Source organism: Vibrio sp. LB10LO1 (assembly GCF_010092875.1).
Taxonomy (GTDB): Bacteria; Pseudomonadota; Gammaproteobacteria; order Enterobacterales; family Vibrionaceae; genus Vibrio; species Vibrio campbellii.
The window spans coordinates 1-21,972 of record NZ_JAADJW010000014.1 but is presented as its reverse complement, the minus strand read 5'-3'; the positions used below and the strand labels follow the sequence as shown (position 1 = coordinate 21,972).

Below are 21,972 nucleotides of genomic sequence, written 5' to 3'. Positions count from 1 at the left end.
GATTTTCTGGCGGCCACCCTACTCTCTTCTTCATCTAAATAATCCAACTTACTTTTCATCATCGGCATCCATCGCCGCCAGTCTTGCGCCTTGAAGAACCAATGCGGTCAGCATACGAACTTCTGCTGCAAGCTCGTCATTCCAAGCAGACCAAATACGCGAAATATACGCGTTATTTCCTTCTCCTGGGCTCATGTAACCATCATTGAATGCATCCGCCATTTTCTTTAGCGATTTCTCTTCGTCATCAGCCCAGTGGCCACGACTAAAGCCCGCCTCGACACACGCCAATGCTGTTTTCGGGAAGTATGGTAATGGCTTGGTCATGCCTTCAAAAAACAGACGTACTAATTCAGCAAGCAGCTGTTTCGCTTGCGCAGCGTCTGCCATTGCTGGGTAAACTAAATGTACCGCGCCTTCCTTGCGGTCATAGCCGATAACGTGAGTCTTTCTAGCCTGACCAGAGGCAGACATAGCAAGATGATCAATCCATGCAGCAAGGTAATCTTGCGCACGAATTTTACCGCTGCGGTAGCGAATCAACCCAGACTGATAACATTGAGTTAGCCAACCAGTTAGACGGATGTTTTTTCCTTCACCAAGCACATCGAAGGTAAGATCGATTTCTAAATCGTCTTGCGGAGCACCAGATAAAAACGCCAACTTATCCACCAACTCTTCCGCTTGCACGCGGTTGGTCTCAAACTCGATATCACCAAATGCACCAACCGGTAATTTGCCTTGCGCGCGTTGCTCACTCATAAAGTGCTTGAGCACGTCTGCTTTTGCCGATGGTTGAGTAATGGCGGTTTCGAGCAAGGTTTCCAGTAACTCATCGCGCATTTGATAACTTTCTAAACCATCTAAAACGAATGGCTCATCATCTTCCATCACGGGCAATGGTGGTTCGAACATCACTTTCAAACGACGGTTAAAGAAATACTGTACCGGCAAACGCCAGAAGCGTTGTAATTCCACCAAGTCCAACTCGATTGGGAAAGTCGCGCCAAGTAAGTAATCATCCAACGCACGGTTAAACTCGCCACGCGCATGACCTTGCGATTGATTGCTTTGGGTCAACGCAGCTGGAATCCACTCTTTGGCATAGCTTGAATGAGAACCTTGGAATGCGCTTGGGCTGAATGGCACCATGGCATGCACATTCACTAACTCATTAAGTAGCGTATCGCCGGAGTCATCGACTGGCAGGTCTTGATCGCCATCTAGGCAGTAGTTCTGATGGCAATATTCCATCAACTCCGACACCAGAACAGACGGCACGCGCTCAGTGTTGTCTTGGATAGAACGTCCAACGTAACTGATGTACAAACTTTGCTGTGCAGACAGCACGGCTTCTAAGAATAGGTAACGGTCATCGTCTCGACGTGAACGGTCGCCCCGTTTAGTGCGCCCTGTCATTAAGTCAAAACCTTCTGGTGGCATTGAGCGCGGGTAAACACCATCATTCATACCGAGTAGACACACGGTTCTAAATGGGATCGAACGCATCGGCATCAGAGTACAGAAGTTCACTTGTCCGGCAAGGAAGCGCTGGCTGACCCGTGTTCCTGACAGCTTGTTTTGTAGATACTGGCTAACAATAGAAGGCGACAAGGCATCATCAAATGCCGCATCGGTTAGCTGCTCTTTCAGCTGGCTTAAGGTATCTCGAATCGACTTAAGCGCCATTTCCCCTTCTAGCTCAACAGAGAAGAAGTCATCCAACATCGCCACCAAGGTTTCACGCCATGCATCAATCGACTGAACATGGGAAAGTTTGCGGCGATATTGGCTAATTTGTTGAATAAAGTGAGCTAACTTACCGGCCAGTTCTGCGCCCATACCTTGCACTTCATTGTATGGCGAGAGGCTACCCTCTTGCGCTTCAAACAAACCAGCAGACTCTGGCATCGCGTAACCTAATAACATACGCTGGATACCAAATTGCCATGTGTTTTGGCGTGTTTCTGGCAGTTCAAATTCGCTGCCCGTATGGCTATCTAGCCCCCAGCGAATACCAGATTCTTCCACCCATAGTTTGGCTTGAAGGAAATTATCTTCGCTTAAGTCGAATCGCTTCAAAATCGCCGGCGTTTCTAACAACTCAAGTAATTCAGAAGCCAAACAACGTGTATTCGGTAAATTAACAAGTTGCATGAAAGCCGCCAAAATTGGACTCTCTTGATCGGCCGTCCGGTCTGAAATCGAGTAAGGAATAAATCGCTCACCCGGCGCATTGCCAAATACCGCCTGAATCGCAGGGCTGTAGGCATTGATGTCTGCCACCATGACAATAATATCGCGCGGTTTCAGTGTCGGATCGGCATCGAACATCGCCAGAAGCTGATCGTGTAGCACTTCCACTTCTCGCATTGGGCTGTGGCAAGAGTGCAAGCTCAGAGATTTATCACCCAAACTCACCACTTGTTTGTGCTGACTGCTGTCGATTTGCTCGTCGTCTTGGTGCTCTTCTAGATTAAGAATATCTGCTTGAAGTTGATGGAGCAGACTGTCGCGCTCGACATCAACAAAAGCTTCTATCTCATGGGATTCAAGCTGCGACAACAGATACATGTTATCGCGTCCAAGTTTGCCCATCGAAGCCAACAAACTGTTACCCACCACATCGGTGTGCAGCTCATCCAACACGTTTTCTTCTAGTGAACCTTTTAACTGCTCAGTCTCACCTTGCACTTCAGAATGGTCTTCTTGCCAAACCACGTGCTGGCGATGTTTTGCTGCCAAGCGAGCTAGGAATTTACGGTCGCGTACCTCACCCCAGTAATAACGACAAGGGTTGGTAAACATCAAGTGCACATCAATATGTTCACCAATGGCTTTGAGCGCATCCATGTAACGTGGCGGCAGTGAAGAGATACCAAACACAAACAGACGCTTCGGCAGATGGTCAAAGTTACCGTTGAAGTTTTCGAGCGTATCAATGAAGTGTTCGTACAAATTGGCACGATGATAAGGCGATTGCCCAAGGGTAACTGTGTGGTCGTACAACGCCTGCCACAAAACCGGTTGCCATGGATGCTCATCCTCAAGTTCAGGCACCGTTTGTCCTGCTTCCCAGCTTGCAATCCATTCTGGGCGATACACCAAATAGCCATCGAAGATATCAGCAATTTTCTCTGCCAACTGATACAGCTTGGAGTTGTCAGTGTCATCTTGAAGATAACGAGCCAAAGGTTCGAATGACGCTTCGTTGAGCAAGCCCGGAAGCAAGTGCATCAACTTCCACGTCATGGCTTCTTTGTTGAAGGCACTGCGTTTAGGCACATCAGCCAATACTTGGGTGAACATGTCCCAAATAAAAGTCGCTGGCAGCGGAAATTCTAAGTTTGCCGCAACACCAAACTCTTTCGCCAATTCCATTTTTAACCACTGAGACATACCCGGGCTTTGAACCAGAATTTGCTCTTTTTCGAATGGATTTTCTAATGGATTGATGCGAATCAGTTCAACAAGAAGTGATTTGAGAACATCGACCTGATTGGAGTGATAGACAGTAAACAAAGTAAGTGCACCGAGCGCCAATGGAAACTGCTAGCAAGCTTAGCACAGCCGCATATATTCCTAGAGCGATCTCGATAGCTTAAATAACAAAAGGTTAGAGAACACCCGAACTCTGCGCAAATAACCAGCAACTAACATTTGTAAGTCACGTCTTACACGCAAATACAAAGCGTGACATCAGTCACAACTATTTCATGATAAAAAACACCGTTTTATAATTAACACAAATATTTACAACAATACCCATCAAATTGAATATTGAGTGGAAAGCGAAGAACTGCGGGGGTCAAATCGTTTTGATGTCACGCTAAACCACACTTTGTTCTGATTTGATAGGGATGAGAAAAGCACTGGAATACCAAAACTATGTTGCGCAAATTTTCTTCAAATGGCGCTTGGCTGATTGCATTTTTTGCTTGCTTTGCGCTTTATCTGTCGATCGCTTGTTACCCATTTTTGCTGTCAAACAACCAAGCAGAACCGCTCACCTTTCTGCAAGAATATTATTTACTTGCCACACAATTTGGCTGGTTGGGTTTAATTGCTCTTCCGCTGATGTTGGGTTGTTTATTGCTGTCCTTTTTGCCGACGCACATGTTCAGAGTCGTTGTGATCGCCATTGCAATCGCAATCTTGATCATGCTGAAAGTCGATATCCTCGTTTTCCAGCAATACAAACTGCACATCAATGGTCTACTGATCCGCATGTTCTTCGAAGGCGGTCGCGACGTATTTGAAATATCTTGGATGAGTTGGCTAGTTTTTATTAGCGACATTGCACTGCTCGCCATTGGTTTGGCATTCACTGTTTGGTTAGCCAATAAACTGGCTCAGAGCCGAGCAAAGTTCGTGATCGTGGCAGTTTGGTTTGGCTTGTTGCTGAGTACTCAGGTTATCCACGCCTATAAGAACGCGCTCTATGACGACGAAGTCAGCCAGTTCTCTAATAACTGGCCTCTTTACTACCCGTTAACGGCACGTAAGTTTATCTATCGCCATCACTTAGTGGATGAAAGTATGGCTTCACAAAACCGAGTGGAGCTAAAGAATATTGAAAGCAGTTCACTGAACTACCCACTCGCCCCTATAAATGTAGAAGCGAAAGACAAGCAACCGAATGTGTTATTCATTTTGATTGATGCGTGGCGCTACAGCGATTCAACACCAGAGATCATGCCAAATGTCAGCAAGTTCACCGAAAAAACGGTCAACTTCTCTCAACACATGAGCGGTGGCAACTCTACTCAAGCGGGCATTTTTAGCTTGTTCTACAGCTTACCTGCAACTTACTGGGACAGCTTTTATGCGAGCCAGAAATCCCCTGTATTCATGGATACCTTGCAAAGCCAAGGCTATCGAATGGGTATTTTTGGTTCGGCTTCCTTAACGAGTCCTCCACTATCACGCACAGTGTTCAAAAAGGTAGAGGATTTAACCATCAAACGAGAAGGTAAAGGCCAGATAGAGCGAGACAGAGAAATCACCGATGAATTTCTCGAGTTTCAAAGACAAGATAGCGACAAGCCATACTTTAGCTTCTTGTTTTACGATTCTGCTCATGGCACTAGTTTTCCAGAACCTGAATTCGCTAAGTTCAAACCTTATTGGGAGCGCGTCGATCATATTCTTCTGAACAACGATTTTGACGCCTCGCTTTACCATAATCGCTATAAAAACTCGTTGTATTTCATCGACAGCTTGATTGCAAAAGTGCTCAAAAATGTCGACTTGGAGAACACCATTGTGGTGATCACTTCCGACCATGGCGAGGAATTTAACGATCATAAGATGAACTACTGGGGTCACACGGGTAACTACAGTGACACTCAAGTGCATGTCCCGCTGTACCTTTATCTTCCGGATCATCAGCCAGAACTGATCAACTACCGCACCACACACTATGACATTGTACCAACCCTAATGAACGAGCTATTCGACGTTAAAGGCGACACCCAACCGTATAGCGTGGGACAAGACCTATTTGAGAATGGTGTTCCGCGTGATTGGTTTATTGCGGGCAGCTATTACAACTATGCGCTGGTAGGGAAAGAAACCATGTTAGTGGTAAACCCTGGCGGGCACTCTCAACAAGTCAATAATCAACTGAAAGTGGATAAGGAACATCAAGTACCAGTGAACGTGATTCAAGATTCTCTCGATGAAATGTCACGTTTCTATAAAAAAGGATAAGAAGAACGCGCGCCTATCAGACAAGTAGGCATACCAGAGGAGAGTAAATTTCGAATTGCCATCTTCTACGGAGCCACTCTGGTTACAATGTCTGCGGTTACTAAAGTTTGATGTATTAAAATTGTATCTAATTTTCCGCCACCCTATTTGGGTGGCATTTTTTTCTTCAGATAGGCTTTAGAACCCTCCCTACCGATACAAGAAAAGCCTCTTGGCGAGAGAGACCAAGAGACTTTGCTTTACGAGTAAGACTTATGCGTGATGTGTTGTCACTAAACGCGGTTGAATCAGTAAGTTATTGATGTATTGCAAACCTACGTAAGTCACCACAATCGTTGCCACAATCAATTCGATACCAGCTAGACCGCGAACTTGTTGTACATAGTGCGCTGCTAGACCATTTGCTTCCATCCAATTTGCTGTTTTGAACAGAGCCGTTGCACCAATCACCATTGGAAAGGTAAACGCTGCGTAGCCTGGACTAAATGGCAGTCTTAGCAATTTAAAGAAGGCTAAGTAGATGATGGCTGTCATCAATACCGCGATACCAAACAACAGAGCAATAATCACTGGTGAAGGTGTTGCCGTTACCGTTAAGTAACCCGCTAAAGATAGGCTTGCTGGTGCCGCCATGATTGCCATAGTTGGTTTTGCTGCATCTGGGATTTCATGGGTGAACATGAAACGGTAGATCATCATTGGCAACATCACCGCGTAAGCCACCATACCGAAGACCAACGCACCGTGTGCAATTGGTGCAAGCACTGGGTTACCAGAAAAAGACACGTCTGCAACGATAATACCCACTGGTGGTACGAACCAGCTTGGCACCATGTGGTGTAGTTCGAAGTCTTTCGCGCGGTGGTATAAGAAGCTCACTAGGAACACGATATGTAGAGCTACCGCCACTAACCAAAGCACGTCACCTGCAACAGGGAAAAAGTGCCCTAATGAGTTTGAAACCACCATGGTTCCCATCGCGAAAGTCGGAACGACACTACCTACCACAGGGTGCGCAAGATCTTGTCTCAACAAATGATTGTGAAAAAGAAATTTAGTCGCCAAGATTGCTAGCAGTACGCTTGCAATACCTGCGCTAATCCACTGTCCATAGCCATGTAATTCGGCGAAGTTTTCCCAACTCCAACCTAAGCTCGCAATACCAAGAGCCAGACCCGCCATTGGGGTTGGTGCTCCCATTACTTTTGCTTTTGTTCTTTGAATCATTACGACCTCAAAATCTAGGCTAACTTTCTATGGGGTGTATATTACTCTTGCACTTCGTTCCAATATATCTAATTATTTAAAACTAACGTTCAGATAAACTTAACGGAATATCATGCCTAGTCATATCTCTCTTAAACAACTGAAAGTTTTTACTACGATCACTCAGCACAAGACGCTAACTGCGGCTTCGGAAAGCCTGTTTCTTTCTAAGGCGGCCGTGAGTATGGCGCTGTCTGAGTTAGAGAAACAAATTGGTCATCACCTATTTGACCGGGTGAACAACCGCTTAATTCTCAACCAAGAAGGACAAAAACTTTTGCCCCTCGCGGATGAACTTCTCAACCGAGCTCGGGATATTGAGAGTGTGTTCGATGGCGACCAAACTTTATCAGGCTTGCTACGCATTGGTGCCAGCGACACCATTGGCAACCAAGTCGCACCTTACCTGTTAAGTGATTTTCGTGATGAAACGAATCACCAATCGCAGAGTTTGTTCATCTCCAACTCTGCCCAGATTTGTGACATGTTGATCGCTTACGAACTCGACATCGCGCTCATCGAGGGCAAGACCATACACCCAGAACTGGGATCAACGCAATTCAGCGAAGATGAAATGTGCGTGATTTGTCCGCCGGACTACCCTAACTTCGATGAAGGGCCTATCAGCCTAAACGAGCTCGAAGACACAGAGTGGATTCTGCGTGAGGCGGGTTCTGGTTCTCGAGAGTTCTTTATGCGCGCCATCGCTCCGCGTCTAGAACACTGGCATGAGGCTTTTCAGCTCAACACCACCGAAGCGCTGATCAATTCGGTATCTGCCGGACTTGGCCTAGGTTGTTTATCACGCCTATCTGCTGAACCTGCAATTCGCGATGGTCGGGTGAAAATGCTCAACATGCCACTGGATATGAAGCGTCGCTTCTGGCTTTTGATCCACAAAGAGAAGTATCAAAACCCGCTCCTGCGTACATTCATTGAATTCTGCCAAGATTGGGAGCGACCAGAGAACCCACACCTTAAAGATGGCTAGTTCGAGATGGGTCGTTCACGGGAGATAGTTCAAGGCAGATAGTTCAAATGCTGGTCACTTAGTTGTACACGGCTCTCATTCTGAGGCTTGTCGCTAGACTTAATTGGTCAAAAACTGTATAAAAAGCCAGTATAAAATTTAACAAATTAACTTAGAGGACCAACCATGGCTGTAATCGTCAAGTACGTGGTAGAACGCAATGGAGAAGAGAAAATGACTTTTACCTCTAAAGCGGAAGCTGACGCATACGACAAAATGCTGGATATGGCGGACGAGTTATTCTCACTGCTAGGTAAGAGTGAACTTCTAGAAGACGAAGGTAAGCAAGAAGATCTTGCAATGTACCTTGCGCAAAACAAAGAAGAAGTGCTTTACGCTCTGGGTGCAAAACGTAAACCTGCACCAAAAAAAGCAAAGAAGCTTGAAGCTGTTGAAGAAGATAGCGAACAAGAAGACGCTGCATAAGCCTCTCATTTGTTTCGAAAAAACGTCGCATTATGCGGCGTTTTTTTATGCCATTCATCTATCGCCATATATCTCTAGCAATATAAAGAACCGATTTAATATCCCAAATTACTCTAAATTTCATGTTGCAGATAAGTGTGACTTAGATCTACTCTAAATGCACACGGTGATGGGGTGCCACCGGAATCGAAAGATTCAAACCGCTTTTACGGCTGATGACTCCTACAGAAACGAGAACAGGTAAGCCCTGTTGGAAATGCTTTTGCCTCCAGCGTAAAAGTAAGAGTTCTGTAGTGAGCAAATCAACTCTCCTCCAACCCCGCTCCTGTTTTCTCAAGACATAAAAATACACTGGGAAAACATTATGCAATATTCACACGAAATCCAATCAATGTGCCCGATTCAACGCGGCGATCTTCATGCATCAGCACCGATCCCTGTTGAAGGCGCAATGATCAATCCAAAAGACGTTATCGCGATTTCTGGTCTTAGCCACGGCGTTGGTGCTTGCGCTCCTCAACAAGGTGCAGCAAAACTGACCCTCAACGTTAAAAACGGCATCATCGAAGAAGCTTTGATCGAGACGATCGGCTGTTCAGGTATGACTCAATCAGCCGCAATGGCCGCAGAAATCCTAACTGGCAAAACCATTCTTGAGGCACTGAATACCGACTTGGTATGTGATGCTATCAACGTCGCGATGCGCGAAATCTTCCTTCAATTTGTTTACGGTCGTACTCAATCTGCTTTCTCTGAAGGCGGCTTAGAAATTGGTGCGGCACTGGAAGATCTTGGTCAAACTCAACGCAGCCAAGTGGGTACTAGCTACTCAACTAAAGCAAAAGGCGTGCGTTACATGGAGCTGGCTGAAGGCTACGTAACAAAACTCGCGCTAGACGAAAACAAAGAAGTGATTGGTTACCAATATCTCAACCTCGGCAAGATGATGAAAGCCATCAACGAAGGCGTTCCTGCTGCAAAAGCGGCAGACAAAGCAACAGGGACTTACGGTCGTTTTGACGAAGCCGTAACGACAATCAACCCACGCCAACAATAATTGCCACCAAGAGGAAAGAGATTATGAACGCTCCAATTACTGAATCTGTACGTCGCACATTAGACGAAATGCAACTTTCTTCTCTGGAAGAGGCTTACCAATACTGTATGGATCGTGGTATCGACCCTAAAGCACTAGTGATGGACACTCAACCTATCGCGTTCGAAAGCGCGGCCGATGCCTACACACTGGGTACGGCTTTGGCGATTTTCCGCGGAGCAAAAACAGCAGAAGAAGCTGCAAACATCATCGGTGAAGGTCTTCAGGCGTGCACTAAACCCGGCAGCGTGGCAGAGCAACGCCAAGTGGGTATCGGTCACGGCGCATTGGCGGCTCGCCTACTGAATGAAGAAAGTGGCTGTTTTGCTTTCCTTGCTGGTCATGAGTCATTCGCAGCGGCAGAAGGCGCAATCAAAATCGCATTGAACGTGAACAAATCACGCAAAAATCCGTTGAAAGTGATCCTAAATGGCTTGGGTAAAGACGCCGCTTACCTAATCTCACGCATCAATGGTTTTACTTACGTACGCACTCAATACAACTACCAAACTGGTGAGTTAGTGGAAGTAGAACGTCGCCGATTCTCCCAAGGTCCACGTGGTGAGATCCTTTGTTACGGTGCAGATGATGTACGTGAAGGCGTAGCTATCATGCACAAAGAACAAGTGGATGTGAGCATCACTGGTAACTCAACCAACCCGACTCGCTTCCAACACCCTGTAGCAGGCATCTACAAAACAGAACGTAACCGTGAAGGCATGCCTTACTTCTCAGTTGCATCAGGTGGTGGTACTGGTCGTACTCTACACCCAGATAACGTGGCGGCTGGTCCTGCTTCTTACGGTATGACCGATACCATGGGTCGCATGCACGCTGATGCTCAGTTCGCGGGTAGCTCTTCTGTACCAGCACACGTAGCGATGATGGGCTTTATCGGTATGGGCAACAATCCAATGGTAGGTGCAACTGTTGCACTTGCAGTGGAGGTCGGTGAACTAAGTCTCTAAGTCGATTTATCGCTTTACTATCTAAAGCCAGTAAATCCAACAAACCCAGTGTAGGGGGAGTGACTTCGGTCCTCCCCTTATTTTTTGCGATGCCCCCTTCTCCAACTTCACTGTGTCTCTGTCCAAAATCGGTCTGATAAGGCTTTTGCGACACATTTCTCATCAGACAAACATATCTCTAAAAAGACAAAAGGTATCCATCTACGGACTTTCTCCATTTCCCCTCTTTAAACTCCCCAATACTCTCTTTATGATGACTGACAACTTAATTATTTCTTGTCAGTGAACAGACGAGACACAAGACTCAACACATGGAGATCAACTATGGCTTTCTTCTCTCTAGCCTTTGGTACGGCAACTAAAAACCGCGACGGCAAAATCATCGAAGCGTTTTTCCCAAACCCAGTTCTTAACCCAAGCGAAGCGCTTGTTAACGCACTAGCAGCAGTAGCAGGTTACGAGCAAGGCAACCAAGCTATCGAGATCTCTGCAGCACAAAGCGCAGAACTGGCAGCAGCATTTGAAGCAAACGGCGATGCAGCAAACGCATCTTTCGCAGCAAAAGCAGCAGAATCAGCACAACCACTTGTACTGGTTATCCTTGCAACTGACGAGCAGCCACAAAGCGTTGCTGAAGGCTTCCTAAAGCTTCAACTTATCTCTAACCGCCTAGTTCAACCACACGGCACGGTACTAGACGGCATCTTCGGTCTACTGCACAACATCGCATGGACTAACGAAGGTCCAATCGACCTACCTGAACTAGCAGAGCGTCAAATCGAAGCTCGCCTAGCGGGTCGTGCACTAAGCGTAGATTGCGTAGACAAGTTCCCTAAAATGGTGGACTACGTGGTACCAACTGGCGTTCGTATCGCTGACACTTCTCGCGTACGTCTTGGCGCACACGTTGGCGAAGGCACAACGGTAATGCACGAAGGCTTCATCAACTTCAACGCGGGTACAACTGGCGTGAGCATGGTTGAAGGTCGTATCTCTGCTGGCGTAGTGGTTGGTAACGGCTCTGACATCGGCGGCGGCGCATCTATCATGGGTACGCTATCTGGCGGTGGTAAAGTTGTGGTTTCTATCGGTGAAAACTCTCTACTGGGCGCAAACGCAGGTCTTGGTTTCCCAATGGGTGACCGTTGTACTATCGAATCAGGTCTATACGTAACTGCTGGTTCTAAAGTACGCATGCTAGATTCTGCTGGCCAAGAGGTAGAAGTAGTGAAAGCACGCGACCTTGCTGGTGTTTCTGACCTACTATTCCGTCGTAACTCTGTAACAGGTCAAATCGAGTGTCTTGCAAACAAGAGCGCGGTTGAACTGAACAGCGAACTGCATAAAAACAACTAATTCATTCGTGAATTAGCCCTACGAAAAATCCCCCAGCAGGAAACTGTTGGGGGATTTTTTAATTAGCAGTCTTAACTAGCGCTTTATCGGACGAATCCACATCGATAAGTCAGGGCATTCGGACTGCAAGTGCTCCATCAATTGTTTGGCTTCTGAATAATTGAAGTAAACATCACTGAACAAATAGTACGAACCATGAATGTGGTGCTCGTATAAAGGTACAGTCGCACACTGTGCAAATACCTTGTTCGGTGGCTTAGCACCAGAATAAAGTTGCACAACGTAAGCCTTAGAATTTGATGTCGATGGTTGAGATGGTTTTGGCGGAGGCGCTGGTTTTGATTTCTTCTGAACCGCTTTTTTCTCTAATAATGAACAGCTGGCAGCGTTGATATCAAAAGACATTACTTTCGATTTATCCGCGGCATCCAGAATATTGACGCGCTGAGCCTTTGCATCACCAAAACACTCTTTAGCCAAAGCGTAAGTCGCTAGCTCGCTCAAAATACAGGAAGACGTATCGTAGTAAATTTGCTGTACACCATTATTTAAATGCGCTTGCGGAGAGCATTTCACCATCTGACGGAACTCTGCTCCATCTAATATCCATAAATCCACCGCCTCTTGAATCGTGAGCTCAGCTTGCGCGCCAGAAGCAAACCCAAAACAACTCAAAAGTAAGCACCAAGAGAAGTAAGGCTTACTCATATTCGACGAAAACACTTACTCGTCTCCACCACCATCTTGATCAGACGATGCTGGCGCTTTTCGAGCATAGTTTGAGAACGTCTCAGGACCATCTTTCTCAGCTGCCAGCTTCTCGATTTTCTTATCCGTTTCATAATTCATAAGTGCATAGACAGACCAAATAGCGGCAGGTAACCAACCAATTAGAGTCACCTGTAGTATCAAACAAATAATGCCGGCCCAGTAACGACCAATCGTAAAAAATTGAAGCCAAGGAATTAAAATGGCAAGTACTAATCTCATGTCATTTCCTGTTTAGTATTTTATTATTCATGATCGCATTGCGCACTGATGCTCGGCCTATCAGCGATAGAGATTGCCGTCGATAACATTAAGTTCAAAAGAAAAAGCCGCCTAAGAATTTGGAGCTACGAACCGACGTGTGAAGCAAAACTTAAGCGGCAAGCTGAAAGGGTAAACCAAGCCACTGGAACACAGTCTTCTCCACAATGGCTTTAGCAAAGGGCACCAATTTTACAATACGTCCATATAGTAACCATGTAGGTGGTAGGAATATTTAGCATCTGCAAATCAAGAACAATGGATATGCATACAAAATGAAGCATAGTCGTATGATATGGCGCACTCTTATCAGTATTGATACAAAAAATCCCCTAACAAATATTGCTAGGGGATTTTTATAGGCTCCATAAAGAGCACATTGTTACGACATGGCGTGTGACGTAATACTGAGCGTTTCAAACACTCAGTTTTTAGAACTTTACTTGTTCAAAAAGTTCACCGCTTTATCAGGGAAGTCAGTAAACAAACCATCCACTTTCACCTGATTGTAGAAGATATCCATCATGCCATCGAAGCTGTCGGTGTAAGCAGGAATACGTCCAGGGTCCGCTCGGAAAGTATAAGGGTGCACTTGCAAGCCCGCGTCTTTTGCCGCTTTCATCAAAGGTTTGATGATGATGTTATCCTTGGTGGATTTGTCATCCACCAACATTGGCTTCCAAGGACCGATCCCTTCCGCGTATTGTGCAACCTTCTTCATTCCATTGGCTTCAAACATCCAGTCATAACTGTATGGTGTTGCCTTGTCGCCTTTGTACTCCATGGTCTCGTTCCAGTCGGTGTAAGCCATGAGCTGAACGAGCTTTAAATCCATGTCCATTGCAGGCATGAGCTCACTGTTGATGCGCTGAAGTTCATTGGCATCAAAACACTGAAGGTACACTTTGTCGTCTTGTGAGTCGTAGCCGTACTGCTTTAAAACTTTAAGTACTGCTTTTGAGATGTCTTTACCTTCATGGCGATGGAACCACGGCGCCTTGATCTCAGGATAAATACCGATGTCATAGCCCAGTGTTTTGTTTAAGCCTTGGATCAGCTCAATCTCTTCAGCAAAGGTAGGGACGGTGAAGTCTGATTTCCACATTGGGAATCGAGTCGGGTAACCAGCTACCTTGTTCCCTTTCTCGTCGATGTTAAAGCCTTCTGTGACTCGCAATGATTTGATTTCTGCCAACGTGAAATCAATCGCGTAGTAACGGCCATCTTTACGAGCACGATCCGGGAATCGCTCAGCTACATCGGTCACGCGGTCGAGGTAATGATCATGCAGCACGACCAATTGTTCGTCTTTAGTCATCACCACATCTTGCTCGATGTAATCTGGTTTCATTGCGTACGCAAGGGCTTTGGCTTCCAATGTATGTTCGGGTAAGTAACCGGATGCGCCACGGTGAGCGATAACAAGGGGCTGGGCAATAGCTCCGGCAGATAGGCTACACGCCAAAAAAGTAATGCATACTGACTTTATTTTCATTGTTATTTCCTTAACTTATTTGAAGGGGCAGTATTCCACTGCCCCTTTAAGGTTTTATGACGCCAATGCTTCTTTCTCACGCGCTTTTTGTTCGTGGTGAGCACGCTCGCCAAGAAATGCGTAAGTCAAACAAACGATGGACGTGATGCATGAACCGATAAGGATGATAAAGCCGCCATCCCAACCAAAGTGGTCTACGGTATAGCCAAGAATCGCGTTTGCCGCAACTGCACCGCCTAAGTAACCAAATAGACCCGTTAGACCCGCAGCCGTACCTGCCGCTTTCTTCGGAGCAAGCTCCAATGCGTATAGACCAATCAACATTACCGGACCGTAAATCAAGAAGCCGATTGCAACCAGCGCCATCATATCGACTGCTGGATTACCTGCAGGGTTGAACCAGTAAACCAACACAGCGACGGTGACTAACGCCATAAATAGAATACCGGCTGGAGCACGACGACCTTTAAACAGTTTGTCTGAAATCCAACCACACAATAGCGTACCTGGGATACCCGCCCACTCGTATAGGAAGTAAGCCCAAGAAGATTTATCAACCGAGAAATCCTTCGCTTCTTTTAGGTATACCGGCGCCCAGTCCAACACACCGTAGCGGATCAGGTAAACAAACGCGTTCGCAATCGCGATTGACCACAACAACTTATTAGAAAAGACATACTTGAAGAAGATTTCCTTCGCCGTCATTTCTTTTTCGTGTGACTTGTCGTAATCGTCAGGGTAATCGTCTTTGTACTCTTCAATTGGTGGAAGACCACAAGACTGCGGTGTATCTCTTACCGTGAACCAAATAAAGACAGCAACGAGCGTGGCAAAAAATGCAGGAACATAGAAAGCGGTGCGCCAATCGTCGTTAAATGCCCAAAGGCCAAGAATGAACATAGGGCCGATCAAACCGCCACCTACGTTATGTGCCACGTTCCAAACCGACACTATCTCGCCGCGTTCTTTGCGCGACCACCAGTGAACCATGGTTCTACCACAGGCAGGCCACCCCATACCTTGGAACCAACCGTTTAGGAACAATAGAATAAACATCGCGGTAATGCTGCCCGTAGCCCAAGGCATGAAGCCGAAGCAGAACATCACAAGCGCAGACATTAACAGACCGCCACTTAAGAAGTAACGAGGGTTTGAGCGGTCAGAAACACTGCCCATTAAGAATTTTGATAAACCGTAAGCAATAGAAACGGCGGCTAAAGCAACACCTAGGTCACCACGGCTAAAACCTTGTTCAATAAGGTAAGGCATCGCCAAGCTGAAGTTTTTGCGGACCAGATAGTAGCCTGCATAACCAACAAAAATGCCGATAAAGAGTTGCCAACGTAAGCGAGAATAGGTGCTATCGATCTTGTCGGACGACAAGCGATCAATGTGCGCCTTGGGTTTGAATATTCCAAACATAGGAACCTCATAATTATATTGAGCGATGGTAAGGAGTCTTAAATCGCGAACGAGCAAAAAGGAGTTTCGTTCGAAAGTGGATGCATTTTATGAAATTCGATTTTTATTTCTGTGATAAATGTTGCATAAGAATTAAATTTCAGTAAATACAGAAAATTAGAGACTTTAAATTAGACTGCGCTTCCACTTTCCCCAAATTTCGTTACTGTTCACATACAACATTAAATGCGCAAACGAACAAATTAACCGCAGTTTTAGGCAAACCAAGCACTCAAACAACCACAGAATTAGGATAAAAGATTGAGTTTGAACAACTTGGACACGCTAACCACCAGTCATCAAGGCTAAATACGTGGTGTTGCCACAATGTCATTCCATTAACAACTGAGGTTGATATCGCTCTCCCACTCACTAAAGCTCATGAGACATGTTTTCGAAGTAAAAGCTCACTCACCAGCCCTAAGGAAGGCTCCCTTCTCTTAGCCGTGTATGAAAGCAGAGTATCGAGTCAATAAATATCAGCAATCCCTTATCATTATTAGTGTTAGCTAGCTCTTTAGGGTTAGTTTTCAACCAATAATCTGAGCAATTTACCACCATTCACGAAGCAGCTTCACAAAACTCCTCTTACCAGTTTGTGCATTGATTTTCACATCGGTAGTTTTAAGCCGAAAAGTCGAAGTCGAAGCTTCTAAATCGTTTTATCGAGTTTCCTTTTTGAGCAAAAGATGCGTCAATTAACAAAAACGAAGAGTTTGATTAACAAATTTATGCTCAAACGCTCATTTTTAACGCTCGTTTGTTTTCGCAAACGTTTATATATGCACAATAGAACCGTGCTAGATAAGCATAAATATTAAAGGACTCTTAACATGACAACGAACAAACACCCCTCACTGCTCGGAGAATGTTTGGCCGAGTTTATCGGTACAGGATTACTTATCTTTTTTGGCGTAGGCTGTGTTGCTGCACTTGTGTTGACCGGAGCTCAATTTGGTCAATGGGAAATCAGTATTGTATGGGGCTTTGGCGTCGCTATCGCTATTTACTGTACTGCGGGCGTATCCGGTGCACACATCAACCCTGCCGTAACTATCGCACTGGCGATGTTCCATGGATTTGATAAGGCGAAAGTAGTGCCTTATATCATTGCGCAAATGCTCGGTGCATTTTGCTCTGCCGCTTTGGTTTACAGTTTGTACAGTAACCTGTTTACGGATTACGAAATCGCACACAATTTCGTTCGTAGCAGCAAAGAGGCTCTCGCCACAGCAGGCATTTTCTCGACTTACCCACACGCTTCTCTCTCTTTCTTTGGCGCTTTTGCTGTGGAATTCGTGATTACTGCAGTGCTGATGTTTGCCATTCTTGCTCTTGGTGATGAGAACAACGGCGCACCTCGCGGCGCGATGAACCCATTACTTATCGGTATTCTCATTGCGGTTATCGGTGGTTCTTTAGGTCCATTGACTGGCTTTGCGATGAACCCTGCTCGTGACTTCGGCCCTAAACTGTTTGCTTACTTTGCAGGCTGGGATTACGCACTGACTGGTGCTCGTGAGATCCCATACTTTATTGTTCCAATTCTTGCTCCTATCGCAGGTGCTTGCTTCGGTGGTTGGTTGTACCCGAAAGCGATTGCTGCATATCTGCCACAACAAGGTCATGGCTGTACTATCCCTAACCAGTGCGAGACCGAAGAAGCAGAACAAGCTCAAGCTTAAAACCAACTCATTCGAACATTTACTAAAATATAAATAACGAAACAAAAGGATTCTTACCATGACTGAGCAAAAATACATTGTTGCCCTAGACCAAGGCACGACAAGCTCTCGTGCTGTCATTCTGGATCATGACGCGAATATCGTAAGCGTCGCTCAGCGAGAATTTACTCAGATTTATCCAGAGGCTGGTTGGGTTGAACATGACCCAATGGAAATCTGGGCAACTCAAAGCTCTACTTTGGTTGAAGCACTTGCAAAAACCGGTATCCGTAGCGACCAACTTGTTGGTATCGGTATTACCAACCAACGTGAAACCACAATTGTATGGAACAAGGAAACAGGCAAGCCGGTTTACAACGCGATCGTGTGGCAATGTCGCCGTACTGCCGATATTTGTGAAGAATTAAAAGCACGCGGACTAGAAGATTACGTTCGCGACAATACAGGTCTGGTTCTAGACCCTTACTTCTCTGGCACAAAGGTGAAATGGATTCTAGATAACGTTGAAGGTGCGCGTGAAGATGCTGAAGCAGGCAAACTGTTATTCGGTACCGTTGATACTTGGTTGGTTTGGAAGATGACACAAGGTCGTGTTCACGTAACGGATTACACTAACGCTTCGCGTACCATGCTGTTCAACATCAACGACCTATGCTGGGATCAGAAAATGCTGGATGAAATGGGTATCCCAGCGTCGATGATGCCTGAAGTAAAACGCTCATCAGAAATCTACGGTCAAACCAACATTGGTGGTAAAGGCGGTACTCGTATCCCAATCGCTGGTATTGCAGGTGACCAACAAGCAGCGCTTTACGGTCAGATGTGTGTAGAAGCAGGTCAAGCGAAGAACACCTACGGCACAGGTTGTTTCTTGTTGATGAACACGGGTAAAGAGAAAGTAACCTCGAAAAATGGTCTACTGACTACCCTAGCATGTGGTCCAAAAGGCGAGCCAGCTTACGCTCTTGAAGGTGCGGTATTCATGGGTGGCGCTTCAATTCAATGGCTACGTGATGAAATGAAGATACTGGCTGGCGCTGAAGATTCAGAATACTTTGCGACCAAAGTAGATACTTCAAATGGTGTTTACGTTGTTCCTGCATTTACTGGTCTGGGCGCACCATATTGGGATGCTTACGCTCGCGGTACGATTGTCGGTCTAACTCGTGGCGTAAACTCTAACCACATTATCCGTGCAACTTTGGAAGGCATCGCTTACCAAACTCGTGATGTGCTAGATGCAATGCAAGCAGACTCGGGCATTAAACTCGCGAATCTTCGTGTGGATGGCGGCGCAGTGGCGAACAACTTCCTGATGCAGTTCCAATCTGATGTTCTTAATACCGAAGTTCATCGTCCTCAAGTGACCGAAGTGACCGCTTTGGGTGCAGCATACCTAGCTGGTCTAGCGGTTGGTTTCTGGAATAGCATTGATGAGCTGCAAGACAAAGCGGTGCTCGATCGCACATTCGAACCACACGATGATGAAGAAAAACGTAACCGTCGTTACAAAGGTTGGAAGCGCGCAGTTAAGTGTGCTCAAACCTGGTCTGAGCTTCACGACGAAGACGATTAATTTCTGATAAACGATTAGTTTCCCCCTGATTAATCGTAAAGAGCGCCGAGTTGGCGCTCTTTTTTTGCGTTCGATCGCGGATTCCACACTCCCACAGCTTCTCACAATGCGCTAATTCGAGCACAATAGAGCAAGTTTCTATTTTCGATTTTGAAGCATTGGCGATTACCAGTGCACAGGGGAGTGCTAAGTGAAGCAAATACCAAGACACCAACAGATTGTTGAGTTGGTGAAAAAACAAGGCTATGTCAGCACGGATGAGCTGGTAGAAAAATTTAATGTTAGTCCTCAGACTATTCGCCGCGACCTAAATGACCTCGCAGATGAAAACAAAATTCGTCGCTACCACGGTGGTGCAACCATTCCTCTCAGTTCAGAGAACACCTCATACAACACGCGTAAAGCGCTTAACTTCAATGAAAAAGATGTCATTGCGGAAGAACTCGTAAAACACATTCCAGATGGCGCCACCTTGTTTATTGATATTGGCACGACCCCAGAAGCCGTCGCTCGAGCACTGAATAAAAACCACAAACAGCTTCGCGTGGTGACCAATAACATTAATGTTGCCACCATTCTTTTACCGAACCCAGAAATCAAAGTGATTTTGGCGGGCGGCGAAGTTCGCAACCGTGACGGCGGCATTGTCGGTGAAGCGACGCTCGATTTCGTCAAACAATTCCGTCTCGATTTCGGTATTTTGGGCATCAGTGGGATCGATTTTGATGGCTCACTGCTGGACTTTGATTACCACGAAGTTCGCGTAAAACAAGCCATTATTGATAACAGTCGTAGTGTATTCCTTGCCGTTGACCATTCGAAGTTTGGTCGTAATGCGATGGTGAAACTGGGCAATATCGCGCAATTGAACATGGTATTCACAAACAAACAACCACCAGAAGAGATTCTCGCGATTCTAAAAGAAGCCGCAGTTCCGCTCGAAGTAGTTGATACACAAATAGAAAGAGTCGCAGCCGAATAGCGTTTTCACTCACTATTTACGCGCATAAATGACCTCTGTCTTAATTAGGCAGAGGTTTTTTTGTGCCCAAATCACACAAAACGCTCATAAACGAAAATAAATAATGACCAAAAACGAAACCTAAGCTAGGATAAACTTATGTTCCAAAATGCTCGTTCGCTCACCAAGAGGTCAAATTTATGAGTATCCAACAAAATGCTTCCACGACGAATTCATCCCCTACTCTAGATATGATCGTGATCGGCGGCGGCATTAACGGGGCTGGTATTGCTGCTGATGCTGCTGGCCGTGGTTTAAGCGTCGGTTTGTACGAAGCTAACGACTTCGCATCGGCAACCTCTTCTGCAAGTTCAAAACTGATCCACGGTGGATTACGTTACCTTGAACACTATGAATTTCGTTTGGTTTCGGAAGCGCTCGCTGAACGTGAAGTGATCTTACGTAAAGCACCACATATCGCATGGCCTATGCGTTTCCGTTTACCTCATCGCCCATTTTTACGCCCAGCTTGGATGATCCGCTGTGGTTTGTTCCTTTACGATAACTTGGGTAAACGAACCACTCTTCCAGGCAGTAAAACTGTCAACCTTGCAAAATCAGGCCTTTTGAAACCTGAAATGAAAACCGGTTTCGAATACTCAGATTGTTGGGTAGATGACGCACGCTTAGTGTTGTTGAACGTTCTAGCGGCTAAAGAGAATAACGCAGAAGTTCGCAACTACTGCCGCGTAGAAAAAGCATACCGTGAAGGCGGTATTTGGCATGTCACTATTCATGACGTCACCACAGACCAACGTTTCGAACGCAGAGCGAAGGCCCTAGTGAACGCCGCTGGTCCATGGGTGAAGCAATTCTTTGATGAAGGATTGGATCAAACTTCTCCTCGTAACATTCGTTTGATCAAAGGCTCGCACATCGTTGTTCCTCGTATCCACAACGAGCCGCAAGCCTACATCCTACAAAACAAAGATAACCGCATCGTATTTATGATTCCTTACTTAGATAAGTTCTCGATCATTGGTACAACGGATGTGGAGTACAAAGGCGATCCTCGCAAAGTATCTATTTCAGAGGAAGAAGTCGATTATCTAATCGATGTCGTCAATCAGCATTTCGTCCAGCAATTAAACAAGGATGATGTTGTGTGGTCGTTCAGCGGTGTGCGTCCGCTGTGTGATGATGAGTCTGACTCACCACAAGCCATCACACGCGATTACACACTTGAACTGGACGCAGAATACGATCAAGCACCGTTACTTTCTGTATTTGGCGGTAAACTCACGACTTACCGTAAGCTTGGTGAGGCAGCCCTCAATAAACTTGCTCCTTTCCTACCTGAAATGGGTAAAGACTGGACGGCAAACCAAACGCTTCCTGGCGGTAACTTTAGTTGTAGCCGTGAGCAGCTAGTGAAGATGATTCATGCGAAATACTCATGGGCGGCAGAAGCGATGTTGCTGCGCTATGTGACTCAGTTTGGTACCCAAACTTGGGACCTGATGGAAGGCACTAACAGCATAGAAGGTCTTGGTCATTGCTTCTCAGAGCAAGCAAGCGGCGTATATCAACGTGAAATTGATTACTTGATGAATCACGAAATGGCGCTAACCGATGAAGACATCTTATGGCGTCGTACAAAACTTGGTTTATACATGAACGAAGAGGAGAAAATCGCACTGGCAGAATATCTACAAGAGAAGCTGCAACAGAAAGTCGTTAGCCTCTCACAAGTAAGTTAAATTGGACTCTCCTAATACAAGCCTGCACCCCGCCTGTCTCTTGATCACAAGTCTAGTGATCAAGAGACATTGCGAGTTCGTAGCCCTCAAGGATGGTTTGTAGTTTAAACCATCCTTCCCAAAGCACCTTTATTGAAGCTCTACCCGTCCT

The 21,972-nt window shown here is 45.9% G+C and carries 16 protein-coding genes and 1 riboswitch; of the genes, 10 read left to right on the top strand and 6 right to left on the bottom strand.

The features are described 5' to 3' along the window. Positions 1-48: 48 nt before the first annotated feature. Complete coding sequence (recC, locus tag GXP65_RS12100) at positions 49-3,522, bottom strand: exodeoxyribonuclease V subunit gamma (protein WP_162092968.1); 3,474 nt, start codon at positions 3,520-3,522, stop codon at positions 49-51. Positions 3,523-3,888: 366 nt separating this feature from the next. On the opposite strand from recC, the gene GXP65_RS12095 reads away from it, so the two are divergent. Beyond that, positions 3,889-5,712, top strand: a complete 1,824-nt coding sequence (locus GXP65_RS12095) for a DUF3413 domain-containing protein (protein WP_162092923.1) — start codon at positions 3,889-3,891, stop codon at positions 5,710-5,712. A 252-nt stretch (positions 5,713-5,964) separates the two neighbouring features. Here GXP65_RS12095 and GXP65_RS12090 read toward each other — a convergent pair whose 3' ends face one another. Then, positions 5,965-6,939, bottom strand: coding sequence for a TDT family transporter (locus GXP65_RS12090; protein WP_051118206.1), 975 nt, complete (start codon positions 6,937-6,939; stop codon positions 5,965-5,967). A 112-nt stretch (positions 6,940-7,051) separates the two neighbouring features. Here GXP65_RS12090 and GXP65_RS12085 point away from each other — a divergent pair, with 112 nt between their 5' ends. The 5 genes from GXP65_RS12085 (at position 7,052) to dapD (ending at position 11,854) form a co-directional block, all read left to right on the top strand. Continuing rightward, a complete protein-coding gene (locus tag GXP65_RS12085; protein WP_162092922.1) occupies positions 7,052-7,969 on the top strand; it encodes a LysR substrate-binding domain-containing protein in 918 nt (305 codons plus the stop codon). Positions 7,970-8,134: 165 nt separating this feature from the next. Then, a complete protein-coding gene (locus GXP65_RS12080) occupies positions 8,135-8,434 on the top strand; it encodes a YebG family protein (protein WP_005386503.1) in 300 nt (99 codons plus the stop codon). Between the two features lie 156 nt (positions 8,435-8,590). Beyond that, a riboswitch (Fluoride riboswitch) is annotated at positions 8,591-8,666 on the top strand. Between the two features lie 132 nt (positions 8,667-8,798). Continuing rightward, entirely contained in the window at positions 8,799-9,491 is a 693-nt protein-coding gene (locus GXP65_RS12075; RefSeq protein WP_162092921.1) for an iron-sulfur cluster assembly scaffold protein, read from the top strand. Between the two features lie 23 nt (positions 9,492-9,514). Then, on the top strand, positions 9,515-10,498 hold the full coding sequence (locus GXP65_RS12070) for a GGGtGRT protein (RefSeq protein ID WP_162092920.1): 984 nt from the start codon (positions 9,515-9,517) through the stop codon (positions 10,496-10,498). Between the two features lie 324 nt (positions 10,499-10,822). Continuing rightward, the gene (gene dapD / locus GXP65_RS12065; RefSeq protein WP_005391708.1) at positions 10,823-11,854 is read left to right on the top strand and encodes a 2,3,4,5-tetrahydropyridine-2,6-dicarboxylate N-succinyltransferase; all 1,032 of its coding nucleotides are present in this window, start codon (positions 10,823-10,825) and stop codon (positions 11,852-11,854) included. A gap of 75 nt (positions 11,855-11,929) precedes the next feature. Here dapD and GXP65_RS12060 read toward each other — a convergent pair whose 3' ends face one another. The 4 genes from GXP65_RS12060 to glpT all read right to left on the bottom strand — a co-directional run bounded on the left by GXP65_RS12060 (position 11,930) and on the right by glpT (position 15,800). Then, on the bottom strand, positions 11,930-12,577 hold the full coding sequence (locus GXP65_RS12060) for a hypothetical protein (protein ID WP_045421785.1): 648 nt from the start codon (positions 12,575-12,577) through the stop codon (positions 11,930-11,932). Next, positions 12,578-12,844, bottom strand: coding sequence for a YqaE/Pmp3 family membrane protein (locus GXP65_RS12055; RefSeq protein WP_045381517.1), 267 nt, complete (start codon positions 12,842-12,844; stop codon positions 12,578-12,580). A 478-nt stretch (positions 12,845-13,322) separates the two neighbouring features. After that, complete coding sequence (gene glpQ / locus GXP65_RS12050; RefSeq protein WP_162092919.1) at positions 13,323-14,378, bottom strand: glycerophosphodiester phosphodiesterase; 1,056 nt, start codon at positions 14,376-14,378, stop codon at positions 13,323-13,325. Between the two features lie 54 nt (positions 14,379-14,432). Then, on the bottom strand, positions 14,433-15,800 hold the full coding sequence (gene glpT / locus GXP65_RS12045) for a glycerol-3-phosphate transporter (RefSeq protein WP_005427324.1): 1,368 nt from the start codon (positions 15,798-15,800) through the stop codon (positions 14,433-14,435). 872 nt (positions 15,801-16,672) lie between these two features. Between glpT and GXP65_RS12040 the strand changes: the two genes are divergently transcribed. From GXP65_RS12040 to glpD, 4 genes are all read left to right on the top strand, one after another. After that, entirely contained in the window at positions 16,673-17,524 is an 852-nt protein-coding gene (locus GXP65_RS12040) for an MIP/aquaporin family protein (protein ID WP_162092918.1), read from the top strand. 58 nt (positions 17,525-17,582) lie between these two features. Next, complete coding sequence (gene glpK / locus GXP65_RS12035; RefSeq protein ID WP_162092917.1) at positions 17,583-19,100, top strand: glycerol kinase GlpK; 1,518 nt, start codon at positions 17,583-17,585, stop codon at positions 19,098-19,100. A gap of 190 nt (positions 19,101-19,290) precedes the next feature. Continuing rightward, a complete protein-coding gene (locus GXP65_RS12030) occupies positions 19,291-20,082 on the top strand; it encodes a DeoR/GlpR family transcriptional regulator (RefSeq protein WP_038892196.1) in 792 nt (263 codons plus the stop codon). 179 nt (positions 20,083-20,261) lie between these two features. After that, positions 20,262-21,821, top strand: a complete 1,560-nt coding sequence (glpD, locus tag GXP65_RS12025; RefSeq protein WP_162092916.1) for a glycerol-3-phosphate dehydrogenase — start codon at positions 20,262-20,264, stop codon at positions 21,819-21,821. Positions 21,822-21,972: the final 151 nt, after the last annotated feature.